Genomic DNA, 14,307 nt, shown 5'->3' on the forward strand with positions numbered 1-14,307 from the left:
CATGAGGTGGGGGCGATGGCCAGGAGAATGGGGCTCGGGGTCGTGCTGTTGGCCATGGGCGTGCTCACCGCCATGACCGCGACCGCCGATACCGCCGCGGTTCGGCCGGGACCGGGCGGGCGGTTCGATCTGCCGATGCTCGACTTCGCCGCGCCGGGCACGGTTCTACGGACTGGCACGCCTGCCTCCGCCGGTCTTGATCCGGCGCCGATAGAGACAGCCGATGGCGCGCTCGACCGGTGGACAGAAGGTGCCCAGCCGTTGTTCCCCGGCGCTGTCTCACTACTCGTGCACAACGGTGTGGTGGTGGACAGGCACGCGGTCGGCAACGCCGTGCGCTACGCGGACGCGACCACGGAACTGCCCCCGAGTCAGCGAGTCGCGATGCGCGCGGACACGATCTTCGACGTGGCCTCGGTGAGCAAGCTGTTCACCTCGATCGCGGTGCTGTGCCTGATCGACGACGGCAAGGTCCGGCTGGACGAACGGGTCGCGACCTACCTCCCGGAGTTCGGCGTCAACGGGAAGCAGGGCATCACTGTCCAACAGTTGTTGACACACACCTCCGGTCTGGAACCGGATCTGCCGCTGTGGCGGGACTGGCCGGACAAGGCTTCCCGCATCAAGGCGGTCATGGACCACGCGCCGTCAAACCCGCCGGGGTCCACCTACACCTACTCCGATCTGAACCTGATCACCCTGGGCGTGTTGGTCGAACGGGTCGGCGGCCGACCGTTGGACGCGTTCGTCGCCGACCGGATCACCACTCCGCTAGGGCTCAAGGACACCGGTTACAACCCGCCCGCGGCCAAGCTGGGCCGGATCGCCGCCACCGAGTACGAGACGGCTCCCCCGCGCGGGATGGTCCGCGGACAGGTGCACGACGAGAACGCGTGGTCTCTCGGCGGTGTCTCGGGGCATGCCGGGGTGTTCTCCACCGCGGACGACCTCGCGGTGCTGGGGCAGATGATCCTCAACGGCGGTACCTACCGCGGGGCGCGCGTCCTGCGCGAGGACGCGGTTCGTCGGATGTTGACCAACTACAACTCCGCCTTCCCGGACGACGCGCACGGTCTGGGCGTCGAACTCGACCAGCGCTGGTACATGGGCGGGCTGAGCGGGCCGCGCACAGCCGGACACACGGGGTTCACCGGGACCTCGCTCGTGGTCGACCCGGCCTCCCGCTCGATCGCGATCCTGTTGACGAACCGCGTGCACCCGACCCGCTCCGGCGCCTCGATCAACCCGGCCCGGCAGGCGGTGGCGACCGGCCTGGCCCGTGCGTTGGCCGTCCGTTCCCCTGGCGGGGGCACGCACTGGTCGAGCCTGCTCGACGACAACGCGACCGCGACGCTGACGACGCCGACCCTGCGGGCGTCCGGTCCGCCGCGAATTTCCTTCCAGGCGTTCGTCGACACGGACGCGGGCGACGGGCTCGTGGTGGAGACGAGTGGTGACGGAACGGCGTGGCGGCCGGTGACGGCGCGGGTGCGCGGGGTGGGCGCGCCAACGGGCCCGGTGGTCAGTTTGTCCGGTTCCGGACACCGTAGTTGGTGGACTGTCAACGCGACCGCGCCGGTCGGCGGGGATATTACCCTGCGTTGGCGATTTACCACCGATAGTCACTACACCGGCCGGGGGGTAATCATCGACCGGATTGTTGTGACCGACGGTAGTCATGTGCTGCTCAACGGTGAGAAAGAACCCCACTTGTTGCGCCCGCTCGGGTGGCGTCCGGAAAGTCGTTGACGATCAGACGCTAACAATCCGCGTTCGGGCAGCGATGCGGTGGTCAAGCCCCCACCAGGGGCGACGACGGTCGCGGACACATTTGGGTAGCGTTGCCACCGGATGTCATGCACCGCCTTGTACTACCCCCTAACTGTTAGTAAGTTTCCCACGTGAGTGCGAGTCAAATGACAGCAGAACACAGCGAGTCAAGTCCGTTGGTCCGCATTCGCTCGCTCCTGCCCGGCCTGGCCCGTGCGGAGCAGCGGGTCGCCAAGGTCGTGCTCGACAGCCCCTCGACGGTGGCCCGGCGCAGCATCACCGAGGTCGCCGAGGCCGCCGGTACCAGTGAGACGACCGTGACCCGGTTCTGCAAGGCGATCGGCGTCGGGGGTTACCCCGAGCTGCGGATCGCGCTTGCCGCCGACACGGCTCGCAGCGCCGCCCGAGCGGACCGCGATCTCGGCGGGGAGATCGCGCCGGAGGACGACCTCAAAACCGTGGTCGGCAAGGTCACCTTCGCCGACGCGCGCGCCGTCGAGGAGACCTCCGAACAGCTCGACATCGACGTGCTGGCCAAGGTCGTCGACGCGGTGGCCACCGCGGGCCGGGTCGACGTCTACGGCGTTGGCGCCAGCGCCTTCGTCGCCGCCGACCTGCAACAGAAGCTGCACCGGATCGGTCGGGTCAGCTTCGCGTGGAACGACACGCACATCATGCTGACCTCGGCGGCGGTGCTCGGCCCCGGCGATGTCGCGGTCGCGATCTCGCACACCGGTGCCACCGCCGACACGGTCGAGGCGCTGCGCACCGCGCGCGAGCACGGCGCCACCACGGTCGCGCTCACGAACTACCCCACCTCCCCGATCGCCGAGGTGGCCGACCACGTGCTGACCACCGCGGCCCGGGAGACCACCTTCCGGTCCGGGGCGACGGCCAGCCGCATCGCCCAACTGACCGTCGTCGACTGCCTGTTCATCGGCGTCGCCCAGCGCCACCTGGACCAGTCCATCAAGGCGCTGGACTCGACCAGGGACGCGGTCGGCACCCACCGGCTGGAGACCCGCCACGACGGCAGGCGCAAGCCTCGGGAGACCGGGAAATGATCCGGGGTGCGCGGTTCCGCCGCACCGGGAAGGGGGACCTGAGATGACCGTGCCACGCCAGTCGATTCACGTCGACTCCCCGACCGAACGGCGGAATCCGCGCACCAGGGGCATCGACCGGATGTCGACCCTCGACATCCTGCGCACCATCAACACCGAGGACCGGACGGTGGCGGAGGCGGTCGCCGCCGCCCTGCCCCAGCTGAGCCGGGCCGTGGACAAGGCGACCGAGGCGCTGCGCGCCGGCCACCGCGTGCACTACGTGGGCGCGGGCACCTCCGGCAGGCTCGCCACCATCGACGCCGCCGAGCTACCGCCCACCTACAACGTCCCCGACGACTGGTTCCTGGTCCACCACGCGGGCGGCGCGGCCGCCCTGCGTGACGCGGCCGAGGGCGCCGAGGACGACGAGTCGGCGGGCGCCGCGGAGATGACCAGGGACGCCCGCGCGGGTGACTTCGTCCTCGGCCTCACCGCGTCCGGCCGCACCCCGTACGTGCTCGGCGCGCTCAACGCCGCGCACAGGATCGGCGCCACCACCGCGCTGGTGTCCAACAACCCGGACACCGCGCGCGCGCCCGGCGTGGACCTGCTCATCGCGGTGGACACCGGGCCGGAGGCCATCTCCGGCTCCACCAGGATGAAGGCGGGCACCGCGCAGAAGATCCTGCTCACCTCGTTCTCCACCGCGGTCATGGTCAAGCTGGGCCGCACCTACGACAACCTGATGGTCAGCATGCGGGCCACCAACGCCAAGCTCCGCGGCCGCAGCCTGCGCATCCTGCGCGAGGCAACCGGTTCGGGGCCGCAGGAGTGCACCGCGGCACTGATGGCGGCACACGGGGACCTGAAGGTGGCCATCGTGCACCTGCTGTCCGGTGTGGACATCCGGGAGGCGGCGGAGGCGCTGGCCGAGTCCAGCGGGCACGTGCGACGGGCACTGGGGTTACTCAACGTCGCCGCGCTCTGAACCACGCCACGCCGTGTGGTCGCGGGATTCGAGTTGTCCACAAGCCCCGGATCCGTCCACAGGGCACGGCCAACCCACCGATCTCTTGTGGGCTGGATCAGCTTGCGGCGTCGGCGATGCCGGTGGCCTCGCGGGCACCCGCGGTGATCGCCGCGCAGGTGCGGATGATCCAGTCGGTGATGCCGTCCGGCTCGCCAAGGGCGAAGGCGAGGGCGGCCTGGCGGTAGCCGCCGGGGTCGCGCAGGAAGGCCACCTCCGGGACGCCCAGTCCCTTGGGGTCCAGGCCGGTCCCGATCAGCGTGAGACGGGCCGCGGCGCGCGCGATCACGCCGTCGGCCGTGCCGAACGGTGCCAGGGCGAGGAGTTCGCCGTGCACGACCGCGGCGAGGACCGGGCCCGGCACGCTGGTGCCGCCCGCCACCAAGCCCGCCAACAGGTCCAGCCTGCTCGTCACGCCCAACCCGGACCGGGGACGCCCCAAAGACTCGTTGGGGGCCAGGTCCGCCGCGGCCAGGACGTGCAGTTTGGCCAGTGCCTGCAGCGGAGCCCGCTCCCAAGTGGGCAGCAACGGACCCAACGCCTCCGCCACGCGCAACGCGCCTGTCAAGACCGGGTCCGACACCTCGCCACTGTCCGGGATCTCCGCGGCGCCACCGTCGAGCACGGCGGACGCGCGCGCCGCGCGGACAGAAGCCTCAGCGGCGGTAGTAGGCCAGCCGCGGCGGTTCGTGGGGTGGCGGTGAACATCCGCGATCGCGTCGCGGGCAGCGGTGACCGCGTCGGCCACCCCCGGCAGGTCCAGCAACGGCGCCAGCGGATCTGTCACATCCGCACAGTACCCAGCGACCCGCCCCGAGCCGTCAGCCCGCGTCCACTGTGCGCTCGCGCGCGTGCCGAGGGCCGGGCAGCGGGATCGCCGGCGTGACCCGGATCTGGTTGCGGCCGCCGTCCTTGGCCTCCGCCAGCGCCTGGTCCGCGAACTCCTGCAAGGTCGCCAGGTCGGTGCCATGCTCCGGGGACAGCGCGATACCGCCGGAGATGGTGAAGTCGCCGACCAGTTCGGTGCGGCCACCGGCGGCCTTGGTCAGTTCCACGGTCATGTCCGCGACCGCGGCGCGGATGCGTTCGGCGATGGCCCACGCGTCGGCGCGGCTGGTGCCCGGCAGCAGCACCGAGAACTCCTCGCCGCCCCACCGACAGACCAGGTCGTCGCGGCGGACGCTGGCCCGCAGCACCAGGGCCAGGGCCTTGAGCACCTCGTTGGCGCCGAGGTGGCCGAGCCGGGAGTTGACCTGCTTGAACCGATCCAGATCGAACATCATCACCGCCGTCGGCCGCTGCCGCGCCTGGTCGGCGACCAGCGCCAGCGCGGCGGCCGGGTTGAAGCCGCGCTGGTTGGCCAGGCCGGTCAGCGGGTCGTGCAGCGCGTCCACCTCCAGCCGGTCCCGTTCCAGCTCCAGCTGCTCGATGCGCTGGGTGTGCCGGGTGTACCCGACGACCACCGCCAGCAGCGCGGCGAGCACCAGCCCGTAGGCCACGCCGGAGCTCCACGCGGCGATCAGGCCAAGGCAGAGGGTGATGGCCAGGTCGGCGTTCTCCTTGCGGTTGCCCATGATCGCCAGCCAGGAGCGGTCGCCGCGCAGCCCCCGGGCGACGCCGATGACGATCGTCTGGGCGGCGTAGTACGCGGCGAACGCGGCGGCCACCGCGATGGTCGCGCCGAGCATCTTCCGCGGGTCGACCGGCGCGCCGCGGGCCCACTCGTGCACCGGAGTGGCCACTGCCAGTGCCTGCGCGGCCAACGCGGAGGACATGATGGCGAATGTGGTGAACACATAGCGCCCCGGTGGTTTCCGGGCGATGAAGTACCGGCGCAGCCGGATGATCAGAACCAGTGCTACCACCAGCGGTACCGGCAGTACGAACGCGCCCGCGGTGGTCCAGACCCCGGTGTGGTCGATGTGCTCACCGGACAGGTGCGCGGCCCGACGGCGTTCCTCCGCGGGCTTGGTAGCCTCCATGTGCAAAATCGCGCCGACCGCGATCAGCGCGAACAGCCGCAGCGACAATGCGTCCGCCGGGCCCGCGGTCACCGTCCCGGTCACTGCCCAACCGAAGATCGTGATCTCGGTCACCACGATCCACAGGAAGCCCCACGTGGTCGTGTGCGCCAGCAGATCGAGTGCCCGAAGCCGCTGGGGGAGGGATATGCCGATCAAGCAAGAGTCTCTGGGACTTGTCAGACTGGGCATTGTCCCCCTTTGCGACAGACGGGACACTGAACGTGACCCGCGGCGGGCGGGATGCGTTCGGTCCCCCGGGACCCGAGAGGGAGGTAGCACCATGCGGAACCGCGAGTACTGAGCCGAAGTGCCGGAGCCACGGCTCCCGCTGTCGTCCCAACCGTACGCGCAGCCGAGGAGGAAGCCGAGATGCGCAACCGCGAGTACTGAGCCGCAGCCCGGTTCGACAACTGTTCCCGGGTCGGTCCCGAGCACCGGGCCCCACTGACTCGCGCCCGACTGATCCGTCCCCGACAGATCACCTGAGTCACGCCACCGCCTCCTTCGGGACCGTCGACCTCCCGTGATGCCAGACGAAGCCCGCTATCGCGCAGCCTATGGTCCCCACCACACCGGCGAACGCGATGGTCAACGAAGCGGACCCGAACAATTCGGTGAGCAGGCCGCCTGCCAGTACCGACATTCCCTGGCCCGCTCGCAGTCCGGTGCGCACCATCCCCGTGGCGCGCCCCGTGACCGCGTCCGGCAATAGCTCCACATAGGCCGATTTGGCCAAGATCTGGTACGCGGCGCCCAAACCGGACGCCGCGAGCAATACCGCCGCGAGCACCGGGTGCGGGCGAACGGCGAAGAACACCAACGCGCCAAGGCAGAGCAGCGACAGCGGGGCGATCAGCGCGTGCTGGGAGTCCCGCGGTCTGCCCGCCCGACAGAACAGGTAGGCACCGAACACCAGACCGAGCGGGTCGGCGGCGAGCAGCAGGCCGACCGTCCAGGTGGGAGCGCCGAGCTCGTGCACCAGCGGCACGATCAGGCCGTGCGGCATGACCGTCAACGCGGCCAGTAGCGACAGCGACACCACCGCGCGCCTGCGGCGGTCCGGTCGGAGTATCCCGGACGTGGCAACGGAAGCAGTGCGTGCGGCCGGACGGGCCCGCATGCCGAACCGCAGCAACGCCGCCGAGGCCAGGAAGGTGAGCGCGTCCAGGGCCAGCGCGGGTGTGGTGCCGAGCAGCGCCACCACCGCGCCCGCGCCCGCCAGCCCGACGAGCTGGCCGACCTCACGCAGCGTGGTCAGCCGGGCCTGTCCGGCGGCGAGGTACTCGTTGCCAAGCAACACCCGGGCCTGCGCGGTCTGCGCGGCCTTGAACGGCGCCTGCGCGGCCGCTTCCAGCGCGACGCACACCGCAACCAACGCAACAGGCGCCCCGGGAATGGCCATCACCCCCACGACCACCGCCTGGCTCAGGCACGCCACCACCATCACCTCGCGGCGCGGAAACCGGTCGGCCACACCGGACAGCAGCGGGCCTGCGACGATGTCCGGCAGGAAGGTGAGCGCGTAAGTCAGCGCGGTCAGGGCAGCGGAGGAAGTGCGCTGGTAGACCAGGACGGAAATGGCGACGCGGGCCAGCTGATCCCCCGCCACGGACTGTGCCTCGGCGATCCACAGCGCGCGGAATTCCGGGCGTGCGAGATGCGACTCCCCACCCATCCGTCCCCCCACCAGCGTCGGTATCTCCTGCCTGGATCACCGTCGACCACGGTACGTCCCCACCAGGCTACTTTCCGCAGAATCGGAAGAGGACAGCCGAACGGAGCAGATGCCCCCCGATCGGACGAACTTGGAAAGCGCTTCGATTGGGTCGCTACTGGTCTACACCTATGCGGTGTCGGACTGTCCCCGCGAACCCGGGAGCACTAGATTCTGGTGTCGACAGCCGGCCGCTCCCGTCGAGCGGAGCCGGATATTCACCTGAGGAGGTCAGGCCCATGACCGAGCAGTCCGGTCAGAGCCCCACGCTGGACAACTTGTCGACGGAGAGCAGGGTGTTCGCCCCGTCGGCTGAGTTCAGCGCGGGGGCCAACGTGGGGGCGGACGCCTACGAGCGCGGTGCCGCGGACCGGGACGCGTTCTGGGCGGAGCAGGCCGACCGCCTCACCTGGGACACGCGCTGGTCGCGGGTGCTGGACTGGGACGACGCGCCGTTCGCGAAGTGGTTCGTCGGCGGCAAGCTGAACGTCGCGGTCAACTGTGTCGACCGTCACGTGGAAGCGGGCCTCGGCGACCGCGTCGCGATCCACTGGGTCGGCGAGCCCGGCGACACCCGCGACATCACCTACCGCGACCTGCTGCGCGAGGTCTCCAAGGCCGCCAACGCGCTCACCGAGCTCGGTCTGCGGGCCGGTGACCGGGTCGCCATCCAGCTGCCGATGATTCCCGAGGCGATCTACTCGATGCTCGCCTGCGCCCGGCTCGGCCTGGTGCACAGCGTGGTGTTCGGCGGTTTCTCCTCGACCGCGCTGCGCTCCCGCATCGACGACGCCCAGGCCCGGCTGCTGATCACCTCGGACGGCCAGTACCGGCGCGGCGCCCCGGCGCCGATGAAGGACAACACCGACGAGGCCACCGCGCACACCGAGTCCATCGAGCACGTGCTGGTGGTCCGCCGCACCGGCGGCGAGGTGGGCTGGACCGAGGGCCGCGACATCTGGTGGCACGACCTGGTGGACCGCCAGGCGGAGACGCACGAGGCGCAGGCGTTCGACGCCGAGCACCCGCTGTTCATCCTCTACACCAGTGGCACCACGGGTAACCCGAAGGGGATCCTGCACACCTCGGGTGGGTACCTCACCCAGGCGTCCTACACCCACCACGCGGTGTTCGACCTCAAGGCGGACACCGACGTCTACTGGTGCACCGCGGACATCGGCTGGATCACCGGCCACACCTACATCGTGTACGGGCCGCTGTCGAACGCGGTCACGCAGGTGGTCTACGAGGGCACCCCGAACACCCCGCATGAGGGTCGCCACTGGGAGATCATCCAGCAGCACAAGGTCTCCATCTACTACACCGCGCCGACGCTGATCCGCACGTTCATGAAGTGGGGCGCGGACATCCCGGCGCGTTATGACCTGTCCAGCCTTCGTGTTCTGGGCAGTGTGGGCGAGCCGATCAACCCGGAGGCGTGGATCTGGTACCGGGAGAACATCGGCGCGAACCGCACGCCGATCGTGGACACCTGGTGGCAGACCGAGACCGGCGGCATCATGATCAGCCCGCTGCCGGGGGTCACGCACACCAAGCCGGGCTCCGCCCAGCGCCCGCTGCCGGGCATCTCCGCCAAGGTCGTGGACGACCAGGGCGTGGAGGTACCGCACGGTGGCGGCGGGTACCTGGTGCTGGACCAGCCGTGGCCGTCGATGCTGCGCGGGGTGTGGGGCGACGAGGAGCGCTACCGCGACACCTACTGGTCGCGGTTCGCCGACCAGGGCTTCTACTTCGCCGGTGACGGCGCGAAGTACGACGCGGACGGCGACATCTGGCTGCTTGGCCGGGTGGACGACGTGATGAACGTCTCCGGGCACCGGATCTCCACCACCGAGGTGGAGTCGGCGCTGGTGTCGCACCCGACCGTGGCCGAGGCCGCGGTGGTCGGCGCCACCGACGCGACCACCGGCCAGGGCATCGTGGCGTTCGTGATCCTCCGCGGCGGCGCCACCGCGGGCGACGACACCGTGAAGACGCTGCGCGACCACGTGGCCTCCGAGATCGGCCCGATCGCCAAGCCGCGGCAGATCCTGGTGGTCAACGAGCTGCCGAAGACGCGCAGCGGCAAGATCATGCGCAGATTGCTGCGCGACGTCGCGGAGAACCGGGCGATCGGCGACACCACCACGCTCGCGGACTCGACCGTGATGGACCTCATCAGCACGGGCCTGAAGAGCAACACCTCGAACGAAGACTGAGTTCTTTTCCTCCCACCACCCACCCCCACTTCCCCGCCCGGCATCGTCCCCGACCTGGTAGAGCACCGTCAGGGCATTGCCGCCGGGGCAGGGGGAGGGCCACGGGAGACAACCTGCCTACGCGCGACGAAAAGCCTCCCGTCACCACTCGGTGGCGGGAGGCTTTTCGTCGCGCAGCCCGGCCAACAACTCGGTGACCGCGTGCATGATCCGTTTGGTCGCCTCGTCCACGGTCTCCCGGTCCGTGCCCTCCAGGTCGGACAGGTCGACCGGGTCACCGGCGAGGATGTCGACGGTCTTGCGCGGGAACAGCCGCGGGAACCGGGCGGTGGGCGGCAGCAGCTTGTGCGTGCCCCAGTTGACGACCGGGATCACCGGCACGCCGGTCTCCAGCGCCACCCTGGCCACCCCGCTCTTCACCCGCCGTGACGGCCAGTGGTCCGTATCGTCCGAGAAACCCGCCTCGGGAAAGAACATCACGCACTCTCCGCGTTCGATCGCTTGCACAGCGCCGATGTACGCGTGCCGGGCCTGGGCGGTGTTCCGCTCCACCGGGATGTGCCCGCCGCTGGCGAGCACCCGGCCGACCACCGGGATCCGCCACAGGCTCGATTTGGCCAGGTAGCGCGGGATGCGCCCGGCGGCCAGCGCGAACGCGGTGACCGTCACCGGGTCGGCGAACGACAGGTGGTTGGACACCAGCGCCACCCCGCCGGTGCGCGGCAGCTTTTCGCCGCCGCGGAAGCGCAGCCGCGTACTCAGCGCGAGCAGCGGCCAGATCAGGTAGATGGCCAGGCCGTACCAGGCGCCGCGGCCACGCCGCGGGGTCCGGAACATCAACGCGAGGGCCCGCCAGGTGCCCATGGGTCTACTGGTGTCACGCACCCGGCAATCTTGCGGCATCCGTCGACCGGTCCGCGAAACCGGGAGTGGTCCGACCACTCGCCGTCCCGCAGAATGCCCAGGTGGACACAGAACGCGACACCGCGCCCGCCCACGCGGGTGAGCCGCACCGGAACGGGCTGTCCGGACGGCTGAACTGGCTGCGCGCCGGGGTGCTCGGCGCCAACGACGGCATCATCTCCACCGCCGGTCTGGTGGTCGGTGTCGCGGGCGCGACGGCCGACCGGACCGCGATCCTGGCCGCGGGCGTGGCGGGTCTGGTGGCGGGCGCGCTGTCGATGGCGGGCGGCGAGTACGTGTCGGTGAGCACCCAGCGCGACACCGAGCGGGCCGCGTTGCGCTTGGAGGAGCGCGAACTAGCGGAGATGCCCGAGGCCGAGGAGCAGGAACTGGCCGACATCTACCGCGAGAAGGGCCTGTCGGCGGAGCTGGCGGCCCAGGTCGCGCGGGAACTGACGCAGAAGGACGCACTGCACGCGCACGCCGAGGCGGAACTGGGCATCGACCCGGACAACCTGACCAGCCCGTGGCAGGCGGCCGTGGCGTCGTTCCTGTCGTTCGCGATCGGCGCGCTCATCCCGTTGGTCTCCATCGCACTGCCACCGGTGGACGCGCGCGTGTGGACATGCATCATCGCGGTCGTGGTGGGTCTGGTTCTAACCGGCTTCATCAGCGCACGGCTCGGTGGCGCTCCCCCGCGTCGGGCGATTCTGCGGAACGTGGTGGTGGGGACGCTGGCGATGGTGGTGACCTACTACGTGGGCGTGCTGTTCGGCGTCACTGTCGGTTGATGCCGATGGGCTAAGGTGGCTGTGGGTGCGCCGGGAAGTCTGGTCGGCAATGGACCAGCCCTACCCTGGAGCAGCCCTTGTCGCGTCGCCGCCGCCCGTCCACCCCGAAGGCGCTCACCGAGTTCGCCCGGTATCTCCGCACGGAGACAGTCGGCGGGATGGTGTTGCTGGGCGCCGCGGCCGTGGCGCTCCTCCTGGCGAACTCGCCGATTTCCTCGATCTACGAGGCAATCCGGGATGTCCGCATCGGACCCCACGTTCTGCACCTGGATCTGACCGTCGGCGAGTGGGCGCAAGACGGCCTTTTGGCGGTCTTCTTCTTCGTCGCGGGGCTGGAACTCAAGCGTGAACTCGTTCTGGGTGAACTGTCCCGGTTTAGAGCCGCGCTACTGCCCGTGTTGGCCGCGATCGGCGGGATGGTCGTACCGGCACTGATAGCACTAGCGGTGGCGTGGGGGGATCCGCGCGCGGGATCCGTGTGGGCGATCCCGGTTGCGACGGACATCGCGTTCGCTCTGGGCGTGTTGGCACTGACCGGGTCCGGGATGCCGAGCAGCGCGCGGGTGTTCCTGCTCAGTCTGGCCGTGGTGGACGATCTGGGCGCCATCGCGCTGATCGCGGTCCTGTTCACCGCGTCGTTCAACCTGTTCGCGTTCGCCGTCGCGGTAGTGCTGCTCGCCCTCTATTGGTACCTACAGCACCGTCGGATCACCTCGCCGTGGTTGTACGTGCCGCTCGCGGTGGCGGTGTGGGTCGCGGTCCACACAAGTGGTGTCCACGCGACGATCGCCGGTGTCGCCCTCGCGTTGTTGACCAGGGTCCGGAAGGACCCGTACGAACCGGAAGCCCCGGCGCTACGGCTCGAACACCGGCTCCAGCCGTGGTCCGCCGGGATCGCCGTGCCGGTGTTCGCGGTCTTCGCGGCGGGTGTGTCGGTCAACGGCGACGCACTGGCCCGGCTCGTCCACGACCGAGTCGCCTGGGCGATCGGTCTCGGCCTGGTGCTGGGCAAGCTGATCGGCATCGCGGGATCGGCGCTGCTCGCCGTGCGGCTGCGGGTGGCCGCCCTGCCCGCGGGTCTGGGCACCCGTGACCTGATCGCCGTCGCAACGCTGGGCGGGGTGGGGTTCACGGTCAGCCTGCTGATCGCGGATCTGTCCCTGCCAGCCACCGACGTGGGCACGGCCAAGGCCGCCGTACTCGCCGCCTCCGCGGTCGCGGCCCTGCTGGCCGCCGCGATTCTGATCAAGCGCGGCCGCGCGCGCCGAGCGGGCTAACGCGAAACGCGGAGAGTACCGCCCGCCCGGCCCCCGACGATCGAGCATGGCACCATGACGCAGGTGACCAGCGCGCACGGAAAAGCAGACGGTTCGGGGCTGCCGCAAGTCCCCTCGATCCCCCTCGCTGACGACCGCGCCCTCGCGGCGGCGGGTGACCAGTCCCTGGGGACCCTGGTCAAGGACGCCACGACGCACCTGTCCACCCTGGTCCGGGCCGAGGTCGAGCTGGCCAAGTCGGAGGTGGCCAAGGAGATCAAGAAGGGTGTCAAGGGCAGCGTCTTCTTCATCATCGCGCTGGCGGTCGGCCTCTACAGCACGTTCTTCCTGTTCTTCTTCATCGCCGAGCTGCTGGCCGATCTCGGGCTGTACCGGTCCGCCGCGTACGGCATCGTGTTCGGCGCCATGCTGCTGTTCACCCTGCTGTTCGTGTTCCTGGGCATCCGAAAGGTGAAGTCGATCCGGGCGCCGGAACGGACGATCTCCACGGTCAAGGACACCGCGTCCGCGCTGACCCACCGCGGCGAACCCAAGTCCTGACGGACCGGCGCTGAGCACCCCCACCGTGTCCCGCCCGGACCCGTCCAGCGTTCGCGTGGACGGACCGTGGGCGCACCGGGACGTCCACGCCAACGGCATCCGGCTGCACGTCGCCGAGACGGGCGAGGGTCCACTGGTCCTGCTGCTGCACGGGTTCACCGGGTTCTGGTGGACCTGGCGGCACCAGCTCGTCGCGCTGGGCGACGCCGGTTTCCGCGCGGTCGCGGTGGACCTACGCGGCTACGGCGACTCGGACAAGCCCCCGCGCGGCTACGACGCGTGGACGCTGTCCGGGGACATCGCCGGGCTGGTCAAGTCACTCGGCGAGACCCGCGCCCACTTGGTCGGCCACGACTGGGGCGGCCTTCTCGCCTGGAGTGTGGCCGCGCTGCACCCGCGCGTCGTGCATTCCGTAGCGGCGGTGTCCGCCCCGCACCCGCTGGCCTTGCGCGGTCAGATCCGGCGTACCGCGTTGCGCCGCAAACCCCGCAACCAGGCCCGCGCGATGGCGCACCTGTTCCGCGCACAGCCACCACTGCTGCCCGAACGCACGCTGACCCGTGACCGTGCCGCGGTCGTGGAAGCGCGGTTGCGGTCCTGGTCCGGGAAGTACTGGTCGGAACTGGGCGAGGCCGCGGAGCGCTACCGGACCGCGATGCTCGTCCCCGGGGTGGCGCACAGCGCGTTGGAGTACCACCGCTGGGCAGTGCGCTCGCAGGTGCGCGGCGAGGGCAGGCGGTTCACCGAGGCACTGACCCGCAAGATCGAGGTCCCCGTGCTCCAGCTCTACGGCGCCGACGACCCGTGCGTGCTCCCCCGCACCCGCGAGGCCTCCACCCCGTGGCTGGGCGGCCCGGCCGAGAAGCACGAACTGTCCCAAGTGGGCCATTTCCCCCACGAGGAGTCCCCCGGCACCGCGAACGCCCTACTCACCGCCTTCATCAAGGGCTGAAGCCCCGTCCTGCGGCGGGTGCGCTCCCAAGCCGGGGACGATGC

Annotated in this window: 12 protein-coding genes; 8 read left to right on the top strand and 4 right to left on the bottom strand. The window is 70.3% G+C overall.

What is annotated here, in order from left to right; genetic code table 11:
• Positions 1-15: 15 nt before the first annotated feature.
• The 3 genes from C503_RS0119415 to C503_RS0119425 all read left to right on the top strand — a co-directional run bounded on the left by C503_RS0119415 (position 16) and on the right by C503_RS0119425 (position 3,804).
• Positions 16-1,749: a serine hydrolase domain-containing protein gene (locus C503_RS0119415; protein ID WP_033400808.1), complete on the top strand. Its 1,734-nt coding sequence runs from the start codon at positions 16-18 to the stop codon at positions 1,747-1,749.
• 167 nt (positions 1,750-1,916) lie between these two features.
• Positions 1,917-2,834, top strand: coding sequence for a MurR/RpiR family transcriptional regulator (locus tag C503_RS0119420; protein WP_026316475.1), 918 nt, complete (start codon positions 1,917-1,919; stop codon positions 2,832-2,834).
• Between the two features lie 43 nt (positions 2,835-2,877).
• Positions 2,878-3,804, top strand: coding sequence for an N-acetylmuramic acid 6-phosphate etherase (locus tag C503_RS0119425; RefSeq protein ID WP_018683889.1), 927 nt, complete (start codon positions 2,878-2,880; stop codon positions 3,802-3,804).
• 97 nt (positions 3,805-3,901) lie between these two features.
• Here C503_RS0119425 and C503_RS0119430 read toward each other — a convergent pair whose 3' ends face one another.
• From C503_RS0119430 to C503_RS0119440, 3 genes are all read right to left on the bottom strand, one after another.
• Positions 3,902-4,630 (bottom strand): Fic family protein, encoded by a 729-nt coding sequence (locus C503_RS0119430; protein WP_018683890.1) that lies wholly within the window; start codon positions 4,628-4,630, stop codon positions 3,902-3,904.
• Between the two features lie 34 nt (positions 4,631-4,664).
• Positions 4,665-6,023 (bottom strand): GGDEF domain-containing protein, encoded by a 1,359-nt coding sequence (locus C503_RS40020; RefSeq protein ID WP_018683891.1) that lies wholly within the window; start codon positions 6,021-6,023, stop codon positions 4,665-4,667.
• Positions 6,024-6,354: 331 nt separating this feature from the next.
• Positions 6,355-7,554: an MFS transporter gene (locus tag C503_RS0119440; protein ID WP_156893336.1), complete on the bottom strand. Its 1,200-nt coding sequence runs from the start codon at positions 7,552-7,554 to the stop codon at positions 6,355-6,357.
• Between the two features lie 266 nt (positions 7,555-7,820).
• Here C503_RS0119440 and acs point away from each other — a divergent pair, with 266 nt between their 5' ends.
• Positions 7,821-9,800 carry an acetate--CoA ligase gene (gene acs, locus C503_RS0119445; RefSeq protein WP_018683893.1) on the top strand — a complete coding sequence of 660 codons (1,980 nt, stop codon included), beginning with the start codon at positions 7,821-7,823 and terminating at the stop codon, positions 9,798-9,800.
• Positions 9,801-9,941: 141 nt separating this feature from the next.
• Here acs and C503_RS0119450 read toward each other — a convergent pair whose 3' ends face one another.
• Positions 9,942-10,664, bottom strand: a complete 723-nt coding sequence (locus C503_RS0119450) for a lysophospholipid acyltransferase family protein (RefSeq protein WP_018683894.1) — start codon at positions 10,662-10,664, stop codon at positions 9,942-9,944.
• A 101-nt stretch (positions 10,665-10,765) separates the two neighbouring features.
• Between C503_RS0119450 and C503_RS0119455 the strand changes: the two genes are divergently transcribed.
• The 4 genes from C503_RS0119455 (at position 10,766) to C503_RS0119470 (ending at position 14,263) form a co-directional block, all read left to right on the top strand.
• Positions 10,766-11,494, top strand: a complete 729-nt coding sequence (locus C503_RS0119455) for a VIT1/CCC1 transporter family protein (RefSeq protein ID WP_026316478.1) — start codon at positions 10,766-10,768, stop codon at positions 11,492-11,494.
• Between the two features lie 77 nt (positions 11,495-11,571).
• Positions 11,572-12,771: a Na+/H+ antiporter NhaA gene (nhaA, locus tag C503_RS0119460; protein ID WP_018683896.1), complete on the top strand. Its 1,200-nt coding sequence runs from the start codon at positions 11,572-11,574 to the stop codon at positions 12,769-12,771.
• Between the two features lie 54 nt (positions 12,772-12,825).
• Entirely contained in the window at positions 12,826-13,311 is a 486-nt protein-coding gene (locus C503_RS0119465; protein WP_018683897.1) for a phage holin family protein, read from the top strand.
• Positions 13,312-13,366: 55 nt separating this feature from the next.
• The gene (locus C503_RS0119470) at positions 13,367-14,263 is read left to right on the top strand and encodes an alpha/beta fold hydrolase (protein ID WP_018683898.1); all 897 of its coding nucleotides are present in this window, start codon (positions 13,367-13,369) and stop codon (positions 14,261-14,263) included.
• The last annotated feature ends 44 nt before the right edge of the window (positions 14,264-14,307 follow it).

The sequence above is a fragment of the Actinokineospora enzanensis DSM 44649 genome (assembly GCF_000374445.1).
GTDB classification, from domain to species: Bacteria; Actinomycetota; Actinomycetes; order Mycobacteriales; family Pseudonocardiaceae; genus Actinokineospora; species Actinokineospora enzanensis.

Bases quoted from the DNA above. Each gene is read 5' to 3' on its own strand.
- C503_RS0119420 (WP_026316475.1), top strand. From the start codon at position 1,917: ATGACAGCAGAACACAGCGAGTCAAGTCCGTTGGTCCGCATTCGCTCG.
- C503_RS0119425 (WP_018683889.1), top strand. From the start codon at position 2,878: ATGACCGTGCCACGCCAGTCGATTCACGTCGACTCCCCGACCGAACGG.
- C503_RS0119450 (WP_018683894.1), bottom strand. From the start codon at position 10,664: ATGGGCACCTGGCGGGCCCTCGCGTTGATGTTCCGGACCCCGCGGCGT.
- C503_RS0119415 (WP_033400808.1), top strand. From the start codon at position 16: ATGGCCAGGAGAATGGGGCTCGGGGTCGTGCTGTTGGCCATGGGCGTG.
- acs (WP_018683893.1), top strand. From the start codon at position 7,821: ATGACCGAGCAGTCCGGTCAGAGCCCCACGCTGGACAACTTGTCGACG.
- C503_RS0119465 (WP_018683897.1), top strand. From the start codon at position 12,826: ATGACGCAGGTGACCAGCGCGCACGGAAAAGCAGACGGTTCGGGGCTG.